The sequence below is a fragment of the Hydrocarboniphaga sp. genome, from assembly GCF_965279055.1.
Taxonomy (GTDB): domain Bacteria; phylum Pseudomonadota; class Gammaproteobacteria; order Nevskiales; family Nevskiaceae; genus Hydrocarboniphaga.
Window position 1 is genome coordinate 3,159,525 of the sequence record NZ_OZ257125.1, and the last position, 21,256, is coordinate 3,180,780.

16 protein-coding genes are annotated in these 21,256 nt (G+C 66.6%); 7 read left to right on the plus strand and 9 right to left on the minus strand.

Annotated elements, in window-relative coordinates; translation table 11 throughout:
* Nucleotides 1-9 precede the first annotated feature (9 nt).
* From ACQZF9_RS14305 to ACQZF9_RS14320, 4 genes are all read right to left on the minus strand, one after another.
* Complete coding sequence (locus tag ACQZF9_RS14305; RefSeq protein ID WP_428309636.1) at nt 10-1,566, minus strand: DHA2 family efflux MFS transporter permease subunit; 1,557 nt, start codon at nt 1,564-1,566, stop codon at nt 10-12.
* A gap of 153 nt (nt 1,567-1,719) precedes the next feature.
* Nucleotides 1,720-2,838: an HlyD family secretion protein gene (locus ACQZF9_RS14310; RefSeq protein WP_428309637.1), complete on the minus strand. Its 1,119-nt coding sequence runs from the start codon at nt 2,836-2,838 to the stop codon at nt 1,720-1,722.
* Between the two features lie 137 nt (nt 2,839-2,975).
* Nucleotides 2,976-4,334, minus strand: a complete 1,359-nt coding sequence (locus tag ACQZF9_RS14315) for a TolC family protein (RefSeq protein ID WP_428309638.1) — start codon at nt 4,332-4,334, stop codon at nt 2,976-2,978.
* Nucleotides 4,325-4,825: a MarR family winged helix-turn-helix transcriptional regulator gene (locus ACQZF9_RS14320; protein ID WP_428309639.1), complete on the minus strand. Its 501-nt coding sequence runs from the start codon at nt 4,823-4,825 to the stop codon at nt 4,325-4,327. The genes ACQZF9_RS14315 and ACQZF9_RS14320 overlap by 10 nt, the downstream gene beginning before the upstream one ends.
* 145 nt (nt 4,826-4,970) lie before the next feature.
* On the opposite strand from ACQZF9_RS14320, the gene metG reads away from it, so the two are divergent.
* The 7 genes from metG (at nt 4,971) to ACQZF9_RS14355 (ending at nt 13,988) form a co-directional block, all read left to right on the plus strand.
* Nucleotides 4,971-7,085 carry a methionine--tRNA ligase gene (gene metG, locus ACQZF9_RS14325; RefSeq protein WP_428309640.1) on the plus strand — a complete coding sequence of 705 codons (2,115 nt, stop codon included), beginning with the start codon at nt 4,971-4,973 and terminating at the stop codon, nt 7,083-7,085.
* A 73-nt stretch (nt 7,086-7,158) separates the two neighbouring features.
* The gene (locus ACQZF9_RS14330) at nt 7,159-7,728 is read left to right on the plus strand and encodes an RnfABCDGE type electron transport complex subunit B (protein ID WP_428309641.1); all 570 of its coding nucleotides are present in this window, start codon (nt 7,159-7,161) and stop codon (nt 7,726-7,728) included.
* A 65-nt stretch (nt 7,729-7,793) separates the two neighbouring features.
* A complete protein-coding gene (locus ACQZF9_RS14335; RefSeq protein ID WP_428309642.1) occupies nt 7,794-8,027 on the plus strand; it encodes a FitA-like ribbon-helix-helix domain-containing protein in 234 nt (77 codons plus the stop codon).
* Entirely contained in the window at nt 8,027-8,479 is a 453-nt protein-coding gene (locus ACQZF9_RS14340) for a type II toxin-antitoxin system VapC family toxin (RefSeq protein WP_428309643.1), read from the plus strand. Before ACQZF9_RS14335 ends, ACQZF9_RS14340 begins: the two co-directional genes overlap by 1 nt.
* Nucleotides 8,480-8,484: 5 nt before the next feature.
* Nucleotides 8,485-12,006 (plus strand): class I SAM-dependent DNA methyltransferase, encoded by a 3,522-nt coding sequence (locus tag ACQZF9_RS14345; RefSeq protein WP_428309644.1) that lies wholly within the window; start codon nt 8,485-8,487, stop codon nt 12,004-12,006.
* 6 nt (nt 12,007-12,012) lie between these two features.
* Nucleotides 12,013-12,663, plus strand: coding sequence for an endonuclease III (nth, locus tag ACQZF9_RS14350; RefSeq protein WP_428309645.1), 651 nt, complete (start codon nt 12,013-12,015; stop codon nt 12,661-12,663).
* Nucleotides 12,664-12,845: 182 nt separating this feature from the next.
* The gene (locus tag ACQZF9_RS14355) at nt 12,846-13,988 is read left to right on the plus strand and encodes an acyl-CoA dehydrogenase family protein (RefSeq protein WP_428309646.1); all 1,143 of its coding nucleotides are present in this window, start codon (nt 12,846-12,848) and stop codon (nt 13,986-13,988) included.
* 76 nt (nt 13,989-14,064) lie between these two features.
* Here the strand turns inward: ACQZF9_RS14355 and ACQZF9_RS14360 are convergent, their stop codons facing one another.
* From ACQZF9_RS14360 to ACQZF9_RS14380, 5 genes are all read right to left on the minus strand, one after another.
* A complete protein-coding gene (locus ACQZF9_RS14360) occupies nt 14,065-14,658 on the minus strand; it encodes a hypothetical protein (RefSeq protein ID WP_428309647.1) in 594 nt (197 codons plus the stop codon).
* Between the two features lie 104 nt (nt 14,659-14,762).
* Nucleotides 14,763-15,782, minus strand: a complete 1,020-nt coding sequence (locus ACQZF9_RS14365) for a DUF2891 domain-containing protein (protein ID WP_428309648.1) — start codon at nt 15,780-15,782, stop codon at nt 14,763-14,765.
* Complete coding sequence (locus ACQZF9_RS14370; RefSeq protein ID WP_428309649.1) at nt 15,763-16,716, minus strand: DUF979 domain-containing protein; 954 nt, start codon at nt 16,714-16,716, stop codon at nt 15,763-15,765. Before ACQZF9_RS14370 ends, ACQZF9_RS14365 begins: the two co-directional genes overlap by 20 nt.
* The gene (locus ACQZF9_RS14375; RefSeq protein WP_428309650.1) at nt 16,713-17,408 is read right to left on the minus strand and encodes a DUF969 domain-containing protein; all 696 of its coding nucleotides are present in this window, start codon (nt 17,406-17,408) and stop codon (nt 16,713-16,715) included. The genes ACQZF9_RS14370 and ACQZF9_RS14375 overlap by 4 nt, the downstream gene beginning before the upstream one ends.
* A gap of 126 nt (nt 17,409-17,534) precedes the next feature.
* On the minus strand, nt 17,535-21,161 hold the full coding sequence (locus ACQZF9_RS14380) for a hydantoinase B/oxoprolinase family protein (protein WP_428309651.1): 3,627 nt from the start codon (nt 21,159-21,161) through the stop codon (nt 17,535-17,537).
* Nucleotides 21,162-21,256 lie beyond the last annotated feature (95 nt).

A 21,256-nucleotide genomic window follows, 5' to 3' on the forward strand; every position in this document is an offset into this window, starting at 1 on the left:
CCAGCTGCTTCAATGCGCGCCCGGCGGCGGCGCGCTGCCCGGCTTCACCGGCCGCGTCATCCACAGCACCGGCAGCATGCACATCGACAGGATGGCGAGCAGGTAGAAGTCGTCGATAAAGGCGAGCAGGCCGGCCTGGCGTGCGACTTCGCCGGCGATCACCGCCTGCGCGGCGATGTCGCTGCCCAGTGAACTCAGCGACTGCATCGCGGACTGGTAGACCGGGTCGAGCACGCTGATGTGTTCGACCATCTGCGCCTGCTGTGTCTGCGTGCTGCGCGCCAGGTACGTCGTCACCAGCGAGATGCCGATGCCGCCGCCGATGTTGCGCGTCAGGTTGATGATCGCGGTGGCGCTGCCGATTTCGCTGCGCGGAATCTGCGCGTAGGCGACGCTGTTGATCGGGATGAACAGGAAGGCCATGCCGCTCATCTGGAACATGCGCAGCAGCATCAGCTGGTTCTGCGAGATCGACAGGTCGATCTGCGTCAGCAGCAGCATCGCCGAACTCAGGCAGATCAGGCCGACGCTGCACAGGATGCGCGCATCGACCTTGCCGGCGAGGCGTCCGGCGATCGGCATCATCATCACCGTCATCAGCGCCGCCGGCGACATCACGATGCCGGCCGACAGCGACGAGTAGCCGAGCAGGGTCTGCATCATCTGCGGCAGCAGCAGGGTCGCGCCGAGCATCACCAGGCCGATGCCGATCATGATCACGTTGGCCAGCGCGAAGTTGGCGTTGCCGAGCAGGCGCAGGTTGACGATCGGGTGCGGATGGCGCAGCTCGCGCCACACCAGCATGATCAGCGACACCACGGTGATCAGCAGCAGCGCCTGGATAAAACCCGAATGCAGCCAGTCTTCCTGCTGGCCCTTGTCGAGCATGATCTGCAGCGCGCCCATGCCGATGGCGATCAGGGCGAAGCCGAGGTAGTCGACCGTGAAGGTGGAGCTGCGTCGCTGCGCCTGTATCGCTTTCTGTTCGGGCGAATCCTTGACCAGGCCGCCGGCCAGCGTGATCAGCAGCAGGCCCAGCGGCGCGTTGATCAGGAAGATCCAGTGCCAGCTGAAATTGTCGGTCAGCCAGCCTCCCAGCGTCGGGCCGATCGCCGGGCCTGCGATCACCGCCATGCCGTAGACCGCCAGCGCCGAACCGCGCTTCTCGGGCGGAAACGAGTCCGCGAGGATAGCCTGCGACACCGGCTGCAGCGCGCCGCCGGCCAGGCCCTGGATCACGCGGCAGACGATCAGCATCGGCAGCGAGGTCGACATGCCGCAGGCCACCGAGGCCAGCGTGAACAGCGCCATCGAGCCGAGGTAGTAGCGCTTGCGGCCGAGCGTGTCCGACAGCCAGCCGGTCATCGGCAGGATGATCGCGTTGGCCACCAGATAGCTGGTCAGCACCCAGGTCGCCTCGTCGCGGCTCGCGGCGAGCGTGCCGGCGATGTGGCCGAGCGAGACGTTGGCGACCGAGGTATCGAGCACCTCCATGAACGCGGCCATGCCGCAGACGAAGGCGATCAGGAACGTCGCGCCCTTGGGCTTGTCGGCGGTCGTGCTCACGGGAGCCTGTCTGCCGACGCCGCAACAACACTCCGTTCGTCCCGAGTAGCGGGCTTGCCCGCGTATCGAGGGATGCGACCGAACTCGCAGGCGTCCCTCGATACGCTGCAAGCGGCTACTCGGGAGGAACGGGGGGTGATGAAAGACATCAAGCTACTTCGCAGCCGCGCCATCGAGCCGCTTGCCGCTGTCGTTGGCGACGTCGACACGCGGCACCACCGACATGCCCGGCACCAGATGCAGGCCGGCTTCCGGTGCCGGATCGAACAGCAGCTTCACCGGCACGCGCTGCACCACCTTGACGTAGTTGCCGCTGGCGTTTTCCGCCGGCAGCAGGCTGAAAGCGCTGCCGGTGCCGGCCTGCAGGCTGTCGACTTTGGCCTGGAATTTATGGTCCGGATACGCGTCGATCTTCACCGTCACCGTCTGGCCGACGCGCATGTGTCGCAGCTGCGTCTCCTTGAAGTTGGCGACGATCCAGGGCGTGTTGCCGACCAGCGCCAGCACCGGCGAGCCAGCGGCAACCTGCGAGCCCTGAAACACATTCTTGCGCGTGACCAGGCCGTCGGTCGGCGCGACCACCTGGGTGTACGACAGCTGCAGCTGTGCCTGGTCCAGTGCCGCCTGCGCCTGCGCGACTGCGGCTTGCGCGCCGGCGACCATCGCCTCTTTCGCCGCGGTCTGCTGCGGCGTGGTCTGCGCGGCGTCGAGCTGCGCGTGCGCCTGTTCGGCCTGCGCCTGCAGAGCGCGCGCGGTGGTGGTCGCCTGGTCCAGTGTCTGCTGCGATATTTCGTCTTTCTTGTACAGCGACTCGTAGCGCGCGACGTCGGCCTTGGCGCGTTCGGCCTGCGCCTGCGCGGCGCGCAAACCGGCACGCGCCTGCGCCACACCGGCCGGCGCGCTGGTGCGCGTGATCGTCAGATCGGCCTCGGCCGACAGCGCCTGCGCTTTCGCCGCCGCGAGATTCGCCTCGGCCTGGCGCACGCGCGTCTGGTAGTCGGCGGGATCGATTTCGAACAGCGCATCGCCGGCCTTGACCGACTGGTTGTCGGCGACATGCACTGCGACCACGGTGCCGGCCACACGCGGCGCCAGCATCGTGATGTCGGCCTGGATGAAAGCGTCGTCGGTGGATTCGACACCGCGTCCGCTCCACCACAGAACCGCCGCGAACAGCAGGATCAGGCCGATGCCGGCCGCCAGCCACAGCCGCGAGCTTTGCTTCTTCACCGCTGCCTGAGTCGCCGGCTGCGCTGCCTGTTCCTCGTTCATCGTTTCACTCGTCCCTGATCCACATTTCGATAAGCCGTCATTCCCGCGTAGGCGGGAATCCAGAAACGTCGCGGCAGTGCTGCCGGCAAGACTGGATTCCCGCCTCCGCGGGAATGACGGCAAGAAAAACTTCGGCGCTACAGATCAAACTGCCGCGCCCTGCCCTGCGCCGCGGCCAGGTTCACTCGCGCCTGCTGCTGCGCGGCGGTCGCCGCGACGTACTGCGCGCGGGCGCGCGCCAGGCTGGCCTGCGCGCTGACCACGTCGAGATTGTTGGCGACGCCGTTGCTGAAGCGGTCGCGCGACAGATCCAGCTCGCGCTGCGCCAGGTCGCGCGCCGACACCGCGGCGCGCACCTGCTCGGCGCTGTTGGCCAGCGTCGCCAGCGCCAGGCGCACGTCCTGCTCGATCTGCTGTTGCAGGTCCTGCATCTGCAGGCGCTGCTGCTCGAGCTGGTTGGTCGCGGCCGCATCTTCGGCGGCGAGCGAGCCGCCGCTGTAAATCGGCAGGTCGATCACCGCGCCATAGCGATAAGTGTCCTCGTCGGCTTCGCCCGGTACTTTCGACGACAGGCCGTAGTTGCCGACCACCGACAGCGTCGGCAGGCGACGGCGATGCGCGGCCTGCAGTCGCGCGTCGGCCTGGGCGATCGAGGCTTCGACCGCGCGCAGTTCGCTGCGTGAGGCGCGCGCCGTGTTCAGCGCCTGCTCCGCGGTCACGCCGAGTTCCGGCACGGCACCGGGCAGCGCGCCAGGGCCGCCGTCGAGACGGCCACTGAGCTGCGGTGCGTCCTGCATCGGCAGCACCGCCAGGCGCTGCAGCTGCAGGCGCGCCTGCGCGATACGGGTCTGCGATTCGGACACCGCGTAGCGATCCTGCGCGACCGCGGTCTCGGCGCGCGCGACGTCGACGCCGGTGGCGATGCCGGCACCTTTCTGGTCGCGCGCCAGGTTCAGCAGATCCTCGGCCAGCGCCAGATCGGACTGCGCGCTCAGCAGCGCCTGCTCGCCGGCGAGCACCTGGATGTAGCTCAGCGCGACATTGCTGGCGATCTGCTCGGCGGTGACGTCGGCCTGGGCCCTGGCCGCGTCGATCGCGAAGCCGGCGCCGGCGACGTCGCTGGCGCGTGCCAGGTCGACCACTTTCTGCGACAGGTTCAGGCGCGCGTCGAACACGTTGTACGGACCGATCAGGTCCGGCAGGCCGGGAAAGTTAAAACCCAGCGTCGCGGGATTGGTGGTCTGGCGCACCTGCGACACCTCGACGCCGAGCTGCGGCAGCAGCGCCGCGCGTGTCGAGTCGCGCTGGATCTCGGCCAGCGCGATGTTGCGGTCGGCCAGATGCTGGCGCGGCGCCTCGGCCAGCGCGCGCTGGATCAGCGACTGCAGGCCCAGTGGCGCGGGCGCATCGGCGGCCCGCGCCGCGGCGGCGCCGCAGACCAGGGCGGCAGCGACCGCCGCCGGCGTCAACCGGGCAAGGAAACTATTCATGTACATTGATTATTAGTCTGTTTACTAACCTGCCGGCGATCGAGCGCGTTCTCGACCAGACGCATCAGCATTTCCTGCAGCAGCGCGCGCTCGCCCGGCGACAGCGGCGCCAGGAAGCGCTCCTCCTCGGCGATGATCGGCACCAGGGCGTCGGTGTACCAGGCCTGGCCGGCCGCGGTCAGTTCCAGCGCGTAGGCGCGCCGGTCCTCGGCGCTGCGAATCCGCTGCAGCAGGCCGCGCTGCTCGAGTTCGTCGGCCATTTTCATCATCGTCGTGCGGTCGATGCCGAGCATGTCGGACAGATCGGTCTGGCGCAGGCCGGCATTGCGACGGATCACGCTGAGCACCGCGAAATGGCGGATGCTGTAGCCGCCTTCACGCAGCAGCGCGTCCAGTTCCTCCGACAGCAGCTGCTTGGCCTTGGCCACCAGAAAGCCCAGATGCCCGCGAAACTCGGCGGGTATCAGTTCGGCAACGGTCGTGGGAGCGGGCGACACGGCGGAGATCGGCTCGGTCAGTTAATCAGTTTTGCTGATTATATGAAGCCAACGGCGCTTGGCAAGCCGGCGCTCGCGCCGGAGCGCGGGGCGGCCCTCGCCCGCGATGTAAAATCGCCACCCTTCCCGAGCATCCCAGGCCGCCATGTCCCGCGTCGCTACGCGCAAGCTCCTCGTCACCCACGCCCTGCCCTACGCCAACGGCCCGCTGCACCTGGGCCATATGGTCGGCTACGTGCAGACCGACGTCTGGGTGCGCTTTCAGCGCATGACCGGTGCCGAGGTGCATTTCGTCGCCGGCGAAGACGCCCACGGCACGCCGATCATGCTCGCCGCCGAAAAAGCCGGCGTCGCGCCGGAGGCTTTCGTTGCCGGCATCAAGGCCGATCACGAGGCCGACTTCCGCGATTTCGGCGTCGAACACGACCAGTACCATTCGACGCACACGCCGGAGAACCAGCGCTACTGCGAGCTGATCTGGAAGCGGCTCAACGACAAGAGCGTGATCGCCGCGCGCACCATCCAGCAGCTCTACGATCCGGTGAAGGACATGTTCCTGCCGGACCGCTACATCAAGGGCGAATGTCCGCGCTGCGGCACGCCGGATCAGTACGGCGACAACTGCGAAAACTGCGGCGCCGCGTATTCGCCGACCGATCTGAAGAACCCGCGCTCGGTGGTCTCCGGCGCGACGCCGGTGATGCGCGACAGCGAGCATTACTTCTTCGAACTCGGCAAATTCCAGAACTTTCTCGAAGCCTGGTTGAGCGACGAGGTGGCGCAGCCGTCGGTGGTCGCCAAGCTCAAGGAGTGGTTCGCCGCCGGCCTCAAGGACTGGGACGTGTCGCGCGACGCGCCTTACTTCGGCTTCGCGATTCCGGGTGCGGCCGGCAAGTTTTTCTACGTCTGGCTTGACGCGCCGATCGGCTACATGGCGAGCTTCGCCGCGCTGTGCGAGCGCAAGGGCCTGAAATTCGGCGACTGGTGGGACGCCGGCGCCGAGGCCACGACCGAGCTGCATCACTTCATCGGCAAGGACATCGTCAATTTCCACGGCCTGTTCTGGCCGGCGATGCTGCAGGGCTCGGGCCATCGCACGCCCACCCGGCTGCACGTCAACGGCTACCTGACCGTCAACGGCGCCAAGATGAGCAAGAGCCGCGGCACCTTCATCAAGGCGCGCAGTTACCTGAAGCATCTGGACGCGGAGTACCTGCGCTACTACTTCTCGGCCAAGCTCGGCAGCGGCGTCGACGATCTGGATCTGGATCTCGCCGATTTCAAGGCGCGCATCGACAGCGATATCGTCGGCAAGTACGTCAACATCGCCAGCCGCTGCGCCGGCTTCATTCACAACAAGTTCGGCGGCAGGCTCGCCGACGACCTGCACGACGAAGTCCTGTTCCGCGACTTCGCCGACGAGTCCGAGAACCTGCAGCAGCTCTACGATGCCGGCGACTACTCCGCCGCGATTCGCGAGATCATGCTGATGGCCGACGACGCCAACGCCGAAATCCAGAAGCTCGCGCCCTGGGCGATGGCCAAAGATCCGGATCGCGCCGACGATCTGCACAAGGTCTGCACCAGCTTTCTGAATGCGTTCCGCCAGCTGACGATTTACCTGAAGCCGGTACTGCCGAAACTCGCCGAGAAAGCCGAGAAATTTTTGAACGTCGCGCCGCTGCTCTGGGCCGATGCGCAAAAGCCGCTGCTCGATCACGCGATCAACATCTACGAGCCGCTGGCACAGCGCATCGAGCAGAAAGCGATCGACGCGATGCTGGCGGAAGAAGCGCCGACTGCTGCTGTTGCCCCTCTCCCTCCGGGAGAGGGTGGCCCGAAGGGCCGGGTGAGGGACTCGCAGGCTCAAGCCAGCCCCGCGTCCCCGGCGCCCTCATCCCCGGCTCTTGTCCCGGAAGGAGAAGGGAGCAAAACGATCAGCATCGACGACTTCAGCAAAATCGAGCTGCGCGTCGCGCGCATCGAATCGGCCGATCACGTCGAAGGCGCCGACAAGCTGTTGCGACTGGTGCTGGATCTCGGCGATCTCGGCAAGCGCCAGGTTTTCGCCGGCATCAAGTCCGCTTATGCGCCCGAGAAACTCGTCGGAAGGCTCACCGTCTGCGTTGCGAACCTGGCGCCGCGCAAGATGAAGTTCGGCATGTCCGAAGGCATGGTGCTCGCCGCCAGCACCGAGGGCGGCGCGCCGTTTCTGCTGATGCCCGACGAAGGCGCGCAGCCGGGCATGCGCATCAAGTGAGCAGCCGCGCGCTAGCCCGGGTGAAACCCGGGATTTCGCTGGCAAATCACCCCGGGTTTCACCGGGGCGACTGATGGACGCCGAGCGCATCGACGCGCTGCTGCCGCAGACGCAGTGCACACGCTGCGGCTACCCCGCCTGCAGGCCGTATGCGGAGGCGATCGCCGAAGGCTCGGCCGCATTGAACCGCTGCCCGCCCGGCGGCGAGGCGACGATAGCGGCGCTGGCGCAGCTGCTGCGGCGCGAGCCGCTGCCGCTGGATGCCGACTGCGGCACCGAGCTGCCCGTCGCCACCGTCGCGCGCGTGATCGAAGCCGACTGCATCGGCTGCACCAAGTGCATCCAGGCCTGCCCGGTCGACGCCATCGTCGGCGCCGCCAACCTGATGCACGTAGTCATCACCGCCGAATGCACCGGCTGCGAACTGTGCCTGCCGCCCTGCCCTGTCGACTGCATCGTGATGGAGAGCGCGCCGCAACTGCCGCTGCCGCGACTGCGCGCCGACGAACATCGCCAGCGCTATGTCGCTCGGGAAGCACGGCTGGAGCGCTGGGAAACCGAAGAGCGCGAGCGTCGACGCCGTAACGTCGCATCAGACCCGCTCGCGGCTGCGCTGGCGCGCTCGCGAGCCGCCTTACCCTAGCGAACTTCCTGCTTCACGCCGGGCTGCTATCATTGATAGCATCGAGCAATAGCCCGGGAGCAGCCATGGCCAACCTTGTTGTGCGCAATCTGGAAGACGACCTAGTGCAGGCGCTCAAGCAGCGCGCGGCGCGTCATCAGCGCAGCGCCGAGGCCGAACACCGCGACATTCTCCGGCGCGCACTGCTGCGCCCCAAACGCAAAAGCTTTATCGACACGCTCGCATCGATGCCGAACGTCGGCGAAGACCGCGACTTCGAACGCGTCGGGTCCGACGAGGCACCGCGGGTGATGGACTGATGTACCTGATCGACACCGATGTGATCAGCGAGCTGCGCAAGAAAGACAAGGCGGATGTCGGCGTTCGAAGCTTCTTCGACAAGCTGAGTGACGACGATGCGCCGGCATTCCTGTCGGTGGTCACCGTGGGCGAACTCCGGCGCGGCGTCGAGCTAATACGACATCGCGGCGACTTGCAGCAGGCACGCAAGCTGGAAAACTGGCTGCACAAGCTGCTCGCCGAATACGCCGAGCACATTCTGCCGCTGGATGTCGACAGCGCACAGGTCTGGGGACGGCTGCGTGTCCCCCACCCGGAAAATGCGCTGGACAAGCAGATTGCGGGTACGGCGCTGACGCATGGCCTTGCCGTCGTCACCCGTAACCAGCGCCACTACGTCGGCACCGGCGTCACCGTCGTCAACCCGTTTTCAAGCAATACCGCTCCTTACGACGCTCAGACACAAGGATAGAAGCCGTGGCGGAAATCAAGGCCGACGACGCAGATGCATTCATCGCCAAATGGCGCGGCGTCGCTGCCTCCGAACTCTCCACGTCGCAAAGCTTCCTGTCCGACCTGTGCCGCCTGCTTGGCGTCGATACGCCGCATCCGACGCCCGAGCTGGACTACATGTACGAGCGGCCGATCACCTTCGCCCACGGCGACGGCAGCAGCAGCCCCGGGCGCATCGACCTCTATCGGCGCGGCGCGTTCGTGCTGGAATCCAAGAAGCTCAAAGTCGCGGCACACACCAAGGGCTTCGCCGACCTGCTGCAACTCGCGCGCGGCCAGGCCGAAAGTTACGCGCGTGCGCTGCCGGTCAACGAAGGACGCCCGCCTTTTCTGGTCGTCGTCGACGTTGGCAACCGCATCGAGCTGTACTCGGAGTTCTCGCGTTCCGGCGCCACCTACACCCCGTTCCCCGATCCGCGCAGCTACCAGATCGCGCTCGACGACCTGCGCCGGCCTGAGATTCGCGAGCGCCTGCGCCGTGTCTGGCTGGAGCCGCTGTCGCTGGACCCAAGCCGCGAATCGGCGCGCGTCACCCGCGAGATTGCCGCCCGCCTGGCAACGCTGGCCCGCAGCCTGGAACTGGCAGGTCACACACCCGAGCTAGTCGCGCAATTCCTGATGCGCTGCCTGTTCACGATGTTCGCCGAGGATGTGCGCCTGCTGCCGGAGCACAGCTTCCGCGACCTGATGATCCGCCACGCCGACAAGCCCGATATCGCGATGCGCATGCTGGCGCAGCTCTGGCACGAAATGGATGTCGGCGGCTTCTCGGCGGTGCTGGCCGGCGACGTGCTGCGCTTCAACGGCAAGCTGTTCAAGCATCCCGACACGCTGCCGCTGGACCGCGAGCAGGTCTCGCTGCTGATCCAGGCCGCGAAGGCCGATTGGAAGCACGTCGAGCCCGCGATCTTCGGCACCTTGCTCGAGCGCGCGCTGACGCCGGGCGAGCGCCACAAGCTCGGCGCGCACTACACGCCGCGCGCGTATGTCGAGCGGCTGGTGCTGCCGACGGTGATCGAGCCGCTGCGCGCCGAGTGGAGCGACGCCCAGGCCGCCGCGCTGACGCTCGCCGCCGAAGGCAAACAGGACGAGGCCATCGCCGAACTGCGGCGCTTCCACCACCGGCTGTGCACGGTGCGCGTGCTCGACCCGGCCTGCGGCTCCGGCAACTTTTTGTACGTGACGCTGGAGCACCTGAAGCGTCTCGAAGGCGAGGTGCTGAACTCGCTGGACGCGATCGGCGCGCGGCAGACCGGCCTGGCACTCGGCAGCGAGCGCTTCGACGCCACCGCCGCCGAAACCGTGGACCCGCACAACCTGCTCGGCATCGAAATCAACCCGCGCGCCGCCGCGATCGCCGAGGTGGTGCTGTGGATCGGCTACCTGCAATGGCACTTCCGCACGCGCGGCGACGTGCAGCCGCCGCAGCCGGTGATCCGCGACTTTCGCAATATCGAGAACCGCGACGCGGTGCTGGCCTACGACCGCGTCGAGCACGTCGTCGACGAGCGCGGCGTACCGGTGACGCACTGGGACGGCGTGACGATGAAGAAGTCGCCGGTGACCGGCGAGGACGTGCCGGACGAGTCGGCGCAGATCGTCGTCGAGCGCTATGTGAATCCACGCAAGGCGGAATGGCCGGCGGCGGATTTCGTGGTGGGGAATCCGCCATACATAGGCAATAAGCGCATGCGATTGCTGTTAGGAAAGGGCTATGTCGATGCGCTACGGGCAGCTTGGAACGACGTGGCCGATACTGCGGATTTTGTCATGTACTGGTGGGACCAATGCGCACTGGACACGCGAACAGGAAGGAGCAAGCGATTTGGGCTAATCACGACGAACAGCCTTCGCCAATTATTCAATCGGCAGATCACTGGAAGGCATCTCGACGCTAAAAAGCCTCTGTCGTTACGCTTCGTCATTCCCGATCACCCCTGGATCGACAGCTCTGATGGAGCGGATGTCCGAGTGGCGCTATCGGTGGGCGACGCCTCGGAACAACCTGGCCGTCTGGTCGAAGTCTTGAACGAGACACCGGGGCTGGAGGGTGAGGTACATGTGACTCTGGCTGAGAAGATAGGCCACATTCACGCCGACCTGACCGTCGGCGCCAAAGTCGGCTCGTCGATAAAGTTGAAAGCCAATGCCGGTATTTGCTTTCAGGGCATGAACCTCGTCGGCAAGGGATTTCGACTTGAACCCAGCGAGCTGACCGCGCTTGGCTATGATCCAACTCGTTTGCCCGACGTAATCAAGCCACATTGCAATGCACGCGATCTCATGCAGGGTGGCGATCCTTGCTACGTCATCGACTTCTTCGGCTTCACCGCGGAAGAAGCGCGCCGACAGCAACCATCGCTGTATCAGCGACTTCTCGATCGCGTAAAGCCTGAGCGTGATCAGAACAACGATGCACAGCGCCGTCGTGATTGGTGGCTATTCGGACGAGCAAACACGGCTCTAAGAAAATCGTGGGCTGATCTCCCCAGAATGATTCTCACACCAGAAACATCCAAGCACCGCGTGTTCTCATTCGTGGACAGACCCTTCTGCCCCGACCATAAGCTCTATGCAATTTGCTTGAGCGATGGTTGGTTTCACGGCGTCTTGTCGTGCGAAATTCAAAAGATATGGTCTTTACAAGCGGGTGGAAGGCTAGGAGTTGGAAATGATCCCACCTGGACGAACACCACCTGCTTCTCGACCTACCCGTTCCCCCCCGCGACAAGTGAACATCAAGCGGTGATTCGAGGCATCGCCGAACAACTCGACGCGCATCGCAAGCGGCAGCAAGCCGCAAACGCCGATCTCACGCTGACCGGCATGTACAACGTGCTCGACAAGCTGCGTAGCGGCGAGACGCTGACAGCGAAGGAGCGCGTGATTCACGAGCAGGGCCTGGTATCGGTACTGCGCCAAGTGCACGACGAGCTCGACGCGGCGGTACTCGACGCCTATGGCTGGTCCGACCTGCTGCCCTTGCTGCAGCTGGCTCACGCGTCGAGTCCCTCACCCCCAGCCCCTCTCCCCGAGGGAGAGGGGAGCAAGGCGATGACGCGTGACGAGGCCCGGCGTGCTTTCGACGAGGCGATACTCGAACGCCTGGTCGCGCTCAATGCCGAACGCGCCGCCGAGGAGGCGCGCGGGCTGGTGCGCTGGCTGCGGCCGGAGTTCCAGAATCCGCAGCACCAGACTGCGCATCAGGACGAAATGGACGTCGTAACCGAGCAGACCGACGAGGCCGTCGACGTCGTCGCCAGGCCCGAGGCCAAGCCGTTGCCCTGGCCGAAAGACACCATCGAACAGGTCCGTGCCGTCGCCGAGCAGCTCGCGGCCAGTGCCGCGCCGCTGTCGGCCGACGAGCTTGCCGCCCGCTTCAGTTCGCGCGGCGCCTGGAAAAAGCGCCTGCCGCAGCTGCTGGACATGCTGGTGGCGCTCGGCCGCGCTCGTGAGCAGGGCGGCCGCTACTTCGGCCTGCGCTAGCCCGCGATGAATCCGAAGAAGCGCCACGACATCTACCAGCGCCTGCGCGACGCCAACCCGGCGCCGACCACCGAGCTGAACTACACGACGCCATTCGAGCTGCTGGTCGCGGTGGTGTTGTCGGCGCAGGCCACCGATGTCGGCGTCAACAAGGCGACGGCGAAGCTGTACAAGGTCGCGAATACGCCGCAGAAGATCGTCGATCTCGGCCTGGAAGGCGTGCGCGAGCACATCAAGACCATCGGCCTGTTCAACGGCAAGGCGAAGAACGTGATCGCGCTCAGCGAGATCCTGCTGCGCGAGCACGGCGGCGAAGTGCCGCGCGAGCGCGAGGCGCTGGAGGCGCTGCCCGGCGTCGGCCGCAAGACCGCCAACGTGGTACTAAATACCGCGTTCGGCGAGCACACCATCGCGGTGGATACGCATATCTTCCGCGTCGCCAATCGCACCGGCCTGGCAGCGGGCAAGAACGTGCGCACGGTCGAGGACCGGTTGGTCAAGTTCACGCCCGAGGAGTTCGCGCGCGACGCGCATCACTGGCTGATCCTGCATGGCCGCTACGTGTGCAAGGCGCGCAAGCCCGAATGCCCGCGCTGCGTGATCGTCGATCTGTGCGAGTACAAACACAAAACCATGCCCCTGGCGCCGATCGACTGAGCTGGCTAGAACAAAACTCCGTTCCTCCCGAGTAGCGGGCTTGCCCGCGTATCGAGGGACGCCACGGATCCTTGCAGGCGCTTTACCTCAGCGACGTCCCACCCCTGTCGTTTCGGGTAGGGTGCCACGCCCGTCGCTGGCCGATAATGCCGCCCGAATCCTTATCCCTTGTAGAGAATCCCATGGAAGCCAGCCCCGAAGAACTCGAGTTGTTCCGCGACAACGTGATCCGCTTTCTGAGCGACGAGGTCGAGCCGTATTACGAGCAATGGGAACGCGCCAGCATCTTCCCCAAGGAGCTGTACCTGAAGCTCGGCGAGGCCGGCCTGCTGTGCGTCGACCAGCCCGAGGAATACGGCGGCGCCGGCGCGCCGTTCGCGTTCTCGATGGTGGTGGTCGAGGAAGTCTCGCGCATGGGTTTCCTGGCGCTGGCCTCCAACCTCACCGTGCACTCGGACATCGTCGCGCCCTACATCCTGCATCTGGGCAGCGAGGAGCAGAAGAAGAAGTATCTGTCACGCATGGCCAGCGGCGAGTGCATCGGCGCGATCGGCATGACCGAGCCCGGCGCCGGTTCCGATCTGCAGGGCATCAAGACCTCGGCGACCGCCGACGGCGACAGCTACTTGATCAACGGCTCCAAGACCTTCATCACCAACGGCCAGCACGCCGGCGTGGTGGTGCTCGCGACCAAGACCGATCCGAAAGCCGGTGGCAAGGGCACGACGCTGTTCACGCTCGACACCTCGCTGCCGGGCTTCAAGCGCGGCCGCAACCTCGAGAAGATCGGCCTGCATGCGGCCGACACCAGCGAGCTGTTCTTCGACAACGTGCGTGTCGGCGCCAACGAGGTGCTCGGCCGCATCGGCGGCGGCTTCGGTCACCTGATCGACGAGCTGCCGCGCGAGCGCCTGGCGCTTGCCGTGTCCGCGGTCTGGCATGCGCAGGGCGCGCTGGAAAAGACCATCGAATACACCACCACGCGCAAGGCTTTCGGCAACCCGATCGCGAGCTTCCAGAACACGCGTTTCGAGCTGGCGAAGATCAAGACGGATATCGAAATCCATCGCGCCTACGTCGAGAAGTGCACGCAGCTCTATGCTGACAAGAAGATGGACGCGACCACCGCCGCGATCGTCAAGCTCGCCACCACCGAGATGGAAGGCCGCGTCACCGATGCCTGCCTGCAGCTGTTCGGCGGTTACGGCTACATGACCGAGTACCCGATCTCGCGCTACTGGGCCGACGCGCGCATCCAGCGCATCTACGGCGGCACCAGCGAGATCATGAAGGAAGTCATCGCCCGCTCTCTGGTCGGCCGCTAAGGCGCCATTGTAGGAGCGGGCTTGCCCGCGACCTGCGAAGGGTCGCGGGCAAGCCCGCTCCTACAGCTTGCAACGATCATCCGTGATGATCGTTGTCGTGCCGGTCCTTGCGGATGTTCTGGCTCTGGTGGTTTTCGCGTTGCTGCGCATGGTGCTGCTCGCTGGCGCTGATGTGGCCGTTGGCGGCGATGCGGCTCTGGCTGCGATCGTCATGCGCCTGGCCACGCTCCAGCCGACTGGCTTCGCGATTGCTCACCGAGCCGTTTTCCACGCCGTTGGCGATACGCTGCTGCTGCTTGGCATCGCGCTGCACGTCGGCCTGCATGCGCTCGGACGACTTCGAATCCGGGTTGCCGGTGACGCCGTTGTGCTTGTCGGCATAGACGTCGCGGCTGACGCGATCCTGCGCGGCATTGATCTGCGCCTGTTCACGCGGCGAAACCGAGCCATTGTGATCGGCCTTCTGCTCCATCGCGTCGACATGCGCTTCCTGGTGCTGCAGCTGGCCGGCTTCGCGCGTGCTCAGCTGGCCCGACTGCAGGCCCTGGTCGATACGTTGCTCCTGCTTCGCGTCACGCTGCACGTCGGCAGCGGTGCTGCTCTGGGCGTAAACCGGTGCGGTGATCAGCGCCGACAGCGCCAGCGAATAAGCGGTTTTCTTGAGTTTCATGTTGTGCTCCAGCCAATGAGTGCAAATTCGACTGGCAGCCGCGCGCGGTGTTCCCGCGTCACGCTTCCATGAACATTCTTTAACGCGAAATATTCAGCTCGGACTCATCGCAGCGCGAGTAGCGCGAAGCTCGCCAGCCAGTGCTCGCCCATGTAGTCGCCGGCGATTTGCGGCAGTGCCGAGTGCAGATGTTCGCGCGCCGTCTGCAAGGCAAGCGCCCGCAGCGGATCGTCATCGGCCAGCCTCGCTGCGATCGAGCGCCAGCACCAGGCGCGGCTCAGGTTGAGCCCGTCCAGATGCGCGATCTTGCCGTCACTGCGATCGCTGACCATTGCCGGCGTGAACAGCGTCGCCGGCAGTCGCTGCGCCGCCTGCGGCAGAAAAGTCGCGAACCAGCGACGGAATTCGTCCAGCGGCAGCAGGCCGAGCTGACACTGCGCCTCGATCAGCGCCGGCGACAGGAAGTCGTCGCCGGAGGGCTCCCAGGCCTGGCAGGCGATGTCGCCGGAATACCAGCGATGCGCGGCGCCGCTCAACAAAGCGAGGAGCTTCTCATCGCGCACCTGCAGCGCATATTCCCGTGCCACCGTCAGCGCGAACGCGGTGTTGCCGTGCGCGCCGGCGCGCACCGGATACGTCGCTATCGGCAGGTAGTCGTGAAAGCGAGCGACGAAGGCGTCGGCCAGCGGCTGCAGCGCAAGCGCCCAGCGCCGCGCATCGTCGTGGCGCAGCAACTCGGCCTGCAGCATCAGCAGCCAGGCCCAGCCGTAGGGCCGCTCGAAGCCGCGACTCGATGCACGGGCGAGGTAGACGCATTCGGCGCCGACGATATCCGCAGTGAAACGCGCTTCGAAACGACGGCGGATTTCATCGCCGGCCTCGATCTGCGGATGCAGCCGCAGCAGTGTCGCCAGCAGCCAATGAGCGTGCACGCAGGAGTGCCAGTCGAAGCTGCCGTGAAACAGCGGATGCAGCACGCGCGGCGCCCGCGCGTCGGCATCGCCGTCGAGCACGTGATCGAGCTTGTGCGGATATTCGCGATCGATATGGCCGAGCGCGATCGTCGCCATGCGCTGCGCCAGCGCCGCGTCGAGTCCAAGGGTGTCAGCGCCAGACGAGGACATACAGGGCCACCGTGTTGAAAGCCAGCATCAGCAGCGCGGTCGGAAACTGGGCCTTGATCACCGCATTGCGATCCGGCAATTCCAGCAGCGCTGCCGGCACCAGGTTGAAATTCGCGGCCATCGGCGTCATCAGGGTCCCGCAGAAACCCGACAGCATGCCGATGGCGGCCATCACCGCCGGATCGCCGCCGAAATGCTGCACGATCAGCGGCAGGCCGATGCCGGCGGTCATCACCGGGAACGCGGCAAAAGCATTGCCCATGATCACCGTGAACATCGCCATGCCCAGCGTGTAGACGATCACCGCGGCGAGGCGGCTGTCGGCCGGCATCGCCTGCGCCGCCAGATCGCCCACGACCTGGCCGACACCGGCGACCGCGAAAACCGCACCCAGCGCGGCGAGCATCTGCGGCAGCACCGCGGCCCAGCCGACCGAGTCGATCAGCCGACGGCCTTCGTGCAGCGGCGCGGACACCGGCTGTTTCAACAGCGCGAGCGCGATCAGCGTCGCGATGATCGCCGCAGCGGCCAGCGCCACCAAGGTCGCCTGCGCCGGATCGACGATCGCGTGACCGGAGGCCGCGAGTTGCTTGAACAGCATCGTGCCGAGCACGGTGATGATCGGTAGCGCCAGCGCCGGCACGAACAGCTTCGAGCCGAGGCGCCGTGATGAAGCCTGGCGCTGCTCGTCGCTGGTGCTCGCCTTCGTCGCCGGCGCCACCCCGCCAATGCCGGCCAGCAACACCAGCGCGATCACCAGCAGGCCGTTGCCGAAATCGCCGAGCGCATCGCCGCCGAGAAAGCTCAGCGCGAGCAGCGCCCAGAACAGCGAGTTCTTCCAGCCGCGCGGTCGGCCGCGATCGAACAGGCCGATCATCGCGTAGGCCGCGAACATCAGCCCGGCGACCGCATAGACTTCGGGCTTGCCGATCATGCCGGCATGTCGTCCTGCGCGCGCGGCTGCATCAGCGCGCGGCTCAGGCGACGCTCGAACAGCGCCAGCCGCGTGCCATGAATCAGCAGTGCCGCGATCGCGCTCGGGATCGCCCATAGCGACAGGTGCAGCGGCTCGACGATGACGCCGTTGCCTTCGAGAAAGCCCTTGATCAGCAGGATAGAGCCGATCGCGATGAACACGTCCTCGCCGAAGAACAGCGCGACGTTGTCGGTGGCCGCGGCGTGCGCGCGGATGCGCTCGTGCCAGCGCGGCGGCAGCTCGCCGTAGCGCGCCTGCGCCGCGGCCAGCGCCATCGGCGCGACCAGGGGCCGCACCATCTGCGGATGGCCGCCGAGCGAGATCAGGCCCATCGCGGCGCTGCCCTGTCGCAGCACGAAATAAATCGTCAGCAGGCGCGCGGTCGTCATTCGTTCGAGCCTGGCGACCAGCGTGCCGGCCCGTTCACGCAGCCCGGCGCGTTCGAGCACGCCGATTACCGGCAGCACCAGCCAGACCACGCCGACATATCGGCTCTCGTTGAAGGCCTTGCCGAAAGCGGCGATCACCGCGACCACGTCGAACCCTGCGGCGAGCCCGGTGACCAGGGCCGCAAACGCGATCACCGGCAGCGGATTCAGCCGCAGCGCGAAACCGGCGACGATCACCGCGATACCGAGCAATTTGATCATGCGGACTCCGATGTGGATGCGGCGGTATCGCAATACTCGCACCGTCGATGCGGGAACTGCACCTGTAGGAGCGGACCCTGTCCGCGACTGTGCCGGTGCAGCCCCGGTCGCGGACAGGGTCCGCTCCTACAGGGGGCGGTGATCGCCTCGGCCGTAGCCGCCACCACCCGGCGTCTCGATCACAAACACGTCGCCGGCATTCATCGCCACGGCAGCGGTCGAATCGAGGATTTCGATGCGACCGTCGGCGCGCTCGACCCAGTTGCGGCCGACAGCGGCAGCACCGCCGCCCGCCAATCCCGAAGGTGCGACGCGCCGGCGATTCGACAATATCCCCGCACTCATCGCCTGACGAAACCGCAGTCGCCTCACGACGCCATCACCACCCCGAAACTCGCCCTCGCCGCCCGAACCCTGACGGATCGAGAATTGCTCCAGCACCACCGGGAAGCGCGTTTCCAGCACTTCCGGATCGGTCAGGCGGCTGTTGGTCATATGCGTCTGCACCGCGCTGGCGCCATCGAAACCAGGGCCGGCGCCGGAGCCGCCGCTGATGGTTTCGTAGTACTGGCGCTGCTCGTCGCCGAAGGTGAAATTGTTCATCGTGCCCTGCGCACCGGCCATCGCGCCCAGCGCCGCGAACAGCGCGTCGGTGACCGCCTGGCTGGTCTCGACGTTGCCCGCGACCACGGCGGCCGGATAGCGCGGATTGAGCATGCTGCCTTCGGGCACGACGAGTTCGATCGGCACCAGGCAGCCGTCGTTGAGCGGAATGTCTTCGTCGATCATGCAGCGCAACACATACAACACAGCGGCGCGGCAGATCGCCAGCGGTGCGTTGAAATTGCTGGCGAGTTGCGCGCTGCTGCCGCCGAAATCGATGCGCGCCGACTGGCGCTGCCGATCGACCGTGATCGCGACGCGGATCAGCGCGCCGTCGTCCATCGTCACGCTCGCCTGGCCATCGGCGACGCGGGCGAGCAGGCGTCGCACGCACATCTCGGCATGCGCCTGCACGTGCGACAGATAAGCCTCGACGACGTCGCGCCCGGCCTCGGCGACCAGCAGGCGCAACTCTTCTGCGCCGCGCGCGCAGGCCGCGACCTGGGCGCGCAGATCGGCCAGGTTCTGGTCGGGATTGCGCGCCGGCCATCGGCCCGTCGCCAGCAGCGCGCGCGTCTGTTCCTCGCGCAGACGGCCGTCGTCGACCAGCAGGAAGTCGTCGATCAGCACGCCCTCCTCGTCGACGCTGCGGCTGTGCGGCGGCATCGAGCCCGGGCTGATGCCGCCGATGTCGGCGTGATGGCCGCGCGCGGCAACGTAGCCGAGTAGCGTGCTCGCGTCGGTGTCGAACACCGGCATGACCACGGTGATGTCGGGCAGATGCGTGCCACCGTTGTAGGGCGCGTTGAGCATGTAGACCTGTCCGGCGACGAAGCCGCGACCGCCGTGCCCGCGGCGCGCGATCACCGCGCGCACGCTGTCGCCCATCGAGCCCAGATGCACCGGGATATGCGGCGCGTTCGCGACCAGCCGGCCGCCACGATCGAACAGCGCGCAGGAGAAATCCAGCCGCTCCTTGATGTTCACCGAATGCGCGGTGTGCTGCAGCGCGTAGCCCATCTGCTCGGCGATCGCCATGAAGCGGTTGTTGAACAGCTCCAGCCGCACCGCGTCGGCGGCCGTGCTCTGCACGGCGGCCTGCGCAGCCGCGACCCGTTGCAGGATCAGGTTGCGCTGCGCATCGATGCGCGCGTTCCAGCCCGGCTCGACGACGACGGTGCCGGTGGACTCGCGAAGGATCGCAGGCCCCTCGGTCGCCCACCCGATCGGCAGACGATCGCGATCGTAAACCTCGACGCGTTGCGGTTGGCCCCGCAGTACCACGTCGACCTGCGTCAGCGGCTCGGTGGACAGCGCGCTCGCTTCGACTAGCTGCGGGCGCCCGCTGCGCGGCGCGGCGATCGCCTCGACGCTGAGCATCTCGACGATGATCGGCTTGCCTGGCGCATCGAAGCCGAAGCGACGGCGATGCAGCCGTTCGAACGCGACGCGCATCGTCTGCGCATCGGCCAGTTCCACCGGCAGCGCGCTGTCGGTGCCGGCGTAACGCAGCTGCGCCCGCTGCTGTACGGCCAGCGATTGCAAGGGGCTGCCGTCGGCCTGCTGCCGCAATTCGCTGCGCGCCTGCGCCGCCAGTTCGGCGGCCATGATCGGCAAATCCGCCGCCACGTCGAGCAACGGCCGCTCGACGCTGCGCTCACTGAGCACACGCAAGTCGGCCAGGCCCATGCCGTAGGCGCTGAGCACGCCCGCATACGGATGAATCATCACCTGGCGCATGCCCAGCGCTTCGGCGACCAGGCAGGCGTGCTGGCCGCCGGCGCCGCCGAAACAGGCCAGCGCATAACGCGCCAGATCGTGGCCGCGCTGCGTCGAAATCTGGCGGATCGCGTGCGCCATGCTGTCGACGGCGATGCTCAGCAGGCCTTCGGCAATTTCGACCGCCGACATCGGCGCGCCGGTCGCCGCCGACAGCTCCGTAGACAGCGCATCGAAGCGCTGCACGACGACGTCGCGGTCCAGCTTCTGGTCCGCATTCGGCCCGAACACCGCCGGAAAGAAATCCGCCTGCAGCTTGCCGAGCAGCAGGTTGCAGTCGGTGATCGTCAACGGCCCGCCACGTCGATAGCAGGCCGGGCCCGGCACGGCGCCGGCCGATTCGGGACCGACACGCAGGCGAGCGCCGTCGAAGCGGCAGATCGATCCGCCGCCGGCGGCGATCGTGTGGATCGCCATCATCGGCGCGCGCAGGCGCACGCCGGCGACGGTCGTCTCCCAGGCGCGTTCGTACTCGCCGGCGTAATGCGAGACATCGGTGGAGGTGCCGCCCATGTCGAAGCCGATGACGCGCTCGAAGCCCGCGGCGGCCGCGGTGCGCGCCATGCCGACGATGCCGCCGGCCGGCCCGGACAGCACCGCGTCCTTGCCGCGATAGCGTCGCGCCTCGGCGAGTCCGCCGTTGGATTGCATCAGCAGCAGACGCGCGCCGTGCAATTCGGCCTGGAGCCGATCCAGATAACGCCGCAGCACCGGCGTGAGATACGCATCGGCGACCGTGGTGTCGCCGCGACCGATCAGCTTGATCAGCGGGCTGACCTCGTGGCTGATCGAGATCTGCGTATAGCCGATCGCGCGCGCGATTTCGGCGAGCCGGCGTTCGTGCTGCTGATGCTGCCAGCCATGCATCAGCACGATCGCGACGGCGCGTATGCCGAGCTGATGCACGGCGGCGAGATCGCGGCGCGCGGCGTCTTCGTCCAGTGCACGCAGTACCTCGCCGTCGACGCTGACGCGCTCGTCGATTTCGATGACCTGCGCGTACAGCGGCGACGGCAGCCGGATATGCCGATCGAACAGTCGCGGCCGGCTTTGATAGCCGATGCGCAGCGCATCGGCGTGGCCTTTGGTGATCGCCAGCAGCGTCGGCTCGCCGCGGCGCTCGAGCAGCGCGTTGGTCGCGACGGTCGTGCCCATCTTCACGGCGCCGATTCGGCGGCCGTGCTCCGCGTGTTGTTTCAGCAGCTGCGCGATGCCGGCGGCGGCGGCATCGCGATAATGCTCGGGATTGTCGGACAGCAGCTTGTGCGTCAGCAGCAGGCCATCGGGCCGCCGCGCGACGATGTCGGTGAAGGTACCGCCGCGGTCGATCCAGAATTCCCAGTCGGCGGCGTCTGTCTCATCGGGCGGCATCGGCTGCGATGGTGGGTGTCAGCGGACACTTTAGCCGAGCCGGCTGCAGCGCGAGCAAAACTCCGTTCGTCCCGAGTCGCCGCTTGCGGCGTATC

Bases quoted from the DNA above. Each gene is read 5' to 3' on its own strand.
- ACQZF9_RS14310 (WP_428309637.1), bottom strand. From the start codon at position 2,838: ATGAACGAGGAACAGGCAGCGCAGCCGGCGACTCAGGCAGCGGTGAAG.
- ACQZF9_RS14315 (WP_428309638.1), bottom strand. From the start codon at position 4,334: ATGTACATGAATAGTTTCCTTGCCCGGTTGACGCCGGCGGCGGTCGCT.
- metG (WP_428309640.1), top strand. From the start codon at position 4,971: ATGTCCCGCGTCGCTACGCGCAAGCTCCTCGTCACCCACGCCCTGCCC.
- ACQZF9_RS14330 (WP_428309641.1), top strand. From the start codon at position 7,159: ATGGACGCCGAGCGCATCGACGCGCTGCTGCCGCAGACGCAGTGCACA.
- ACQZF9_RS14335 (WP_428309642.1), top strand. From the start codon at position 7,794: ATGGCCAACCTTGTTGTGCGCAATCTGGAAGACGACCTAGTGCAGGCG.
- ACQZF9_RS14340 (WP_428309643.1), top strand. From the start codon at position 8,027: ATGTACCTGATCGACACCGATGTGATCAGCGAGCTGCGCAAGAAAGAC.
- nth (WP_428309645.1), top strand. From the start codon at position 12,013: ATGAATCCGAAGAAGCGCCACGACATCTACCAGCGCCTGCGCGACGCC.
- ACQZF9_RS14355 (WP_428309646.1), top strand. From the start codon at position 12,846: ATGGAAGCCAGCCCCGAAGAACTCGAGTTGTTCCGCGACAACGTGATC.
- ACQZF9_RS14360 (WP_428309647.1), bottom strand. From the start codon at position 14,658: ATGAAACTCAAGAAAACCGCTTATTCGCTGGCGCTGTCGGCGCTGATC.
- ACQZF9_RS14365 (WP_428309648.1), bottom strand. From the start codon at position 15,782: ATGTCCTCGTCTGGCGCTGACACCCTTGGACTCGACGCGGCGCTGGCG.
- ACQZF9_RS14370 (WP_428309649.1), bottom strand. From the start codon at position 16,716: ATGATCGGCAAGCCCGAAGTCTATGCGGTCGCCGGGCTGATGTTCGCG.
- ACQZF9_RS14375 (WP_428309650.1), bottom strand. From the start codon at position 17,408: ATGATCAAATTGCTCGGTATCGCGGTGATCGTCGCCGGTTTCGCGCTG.
- ACQZF9_RS14380 (WP_428309651.1), bottom strand. From the start codon at position 21,161: ATGCCGCCCGATGAGACAGACGCCGCCGACTGGGAATTCTGGATCGAC.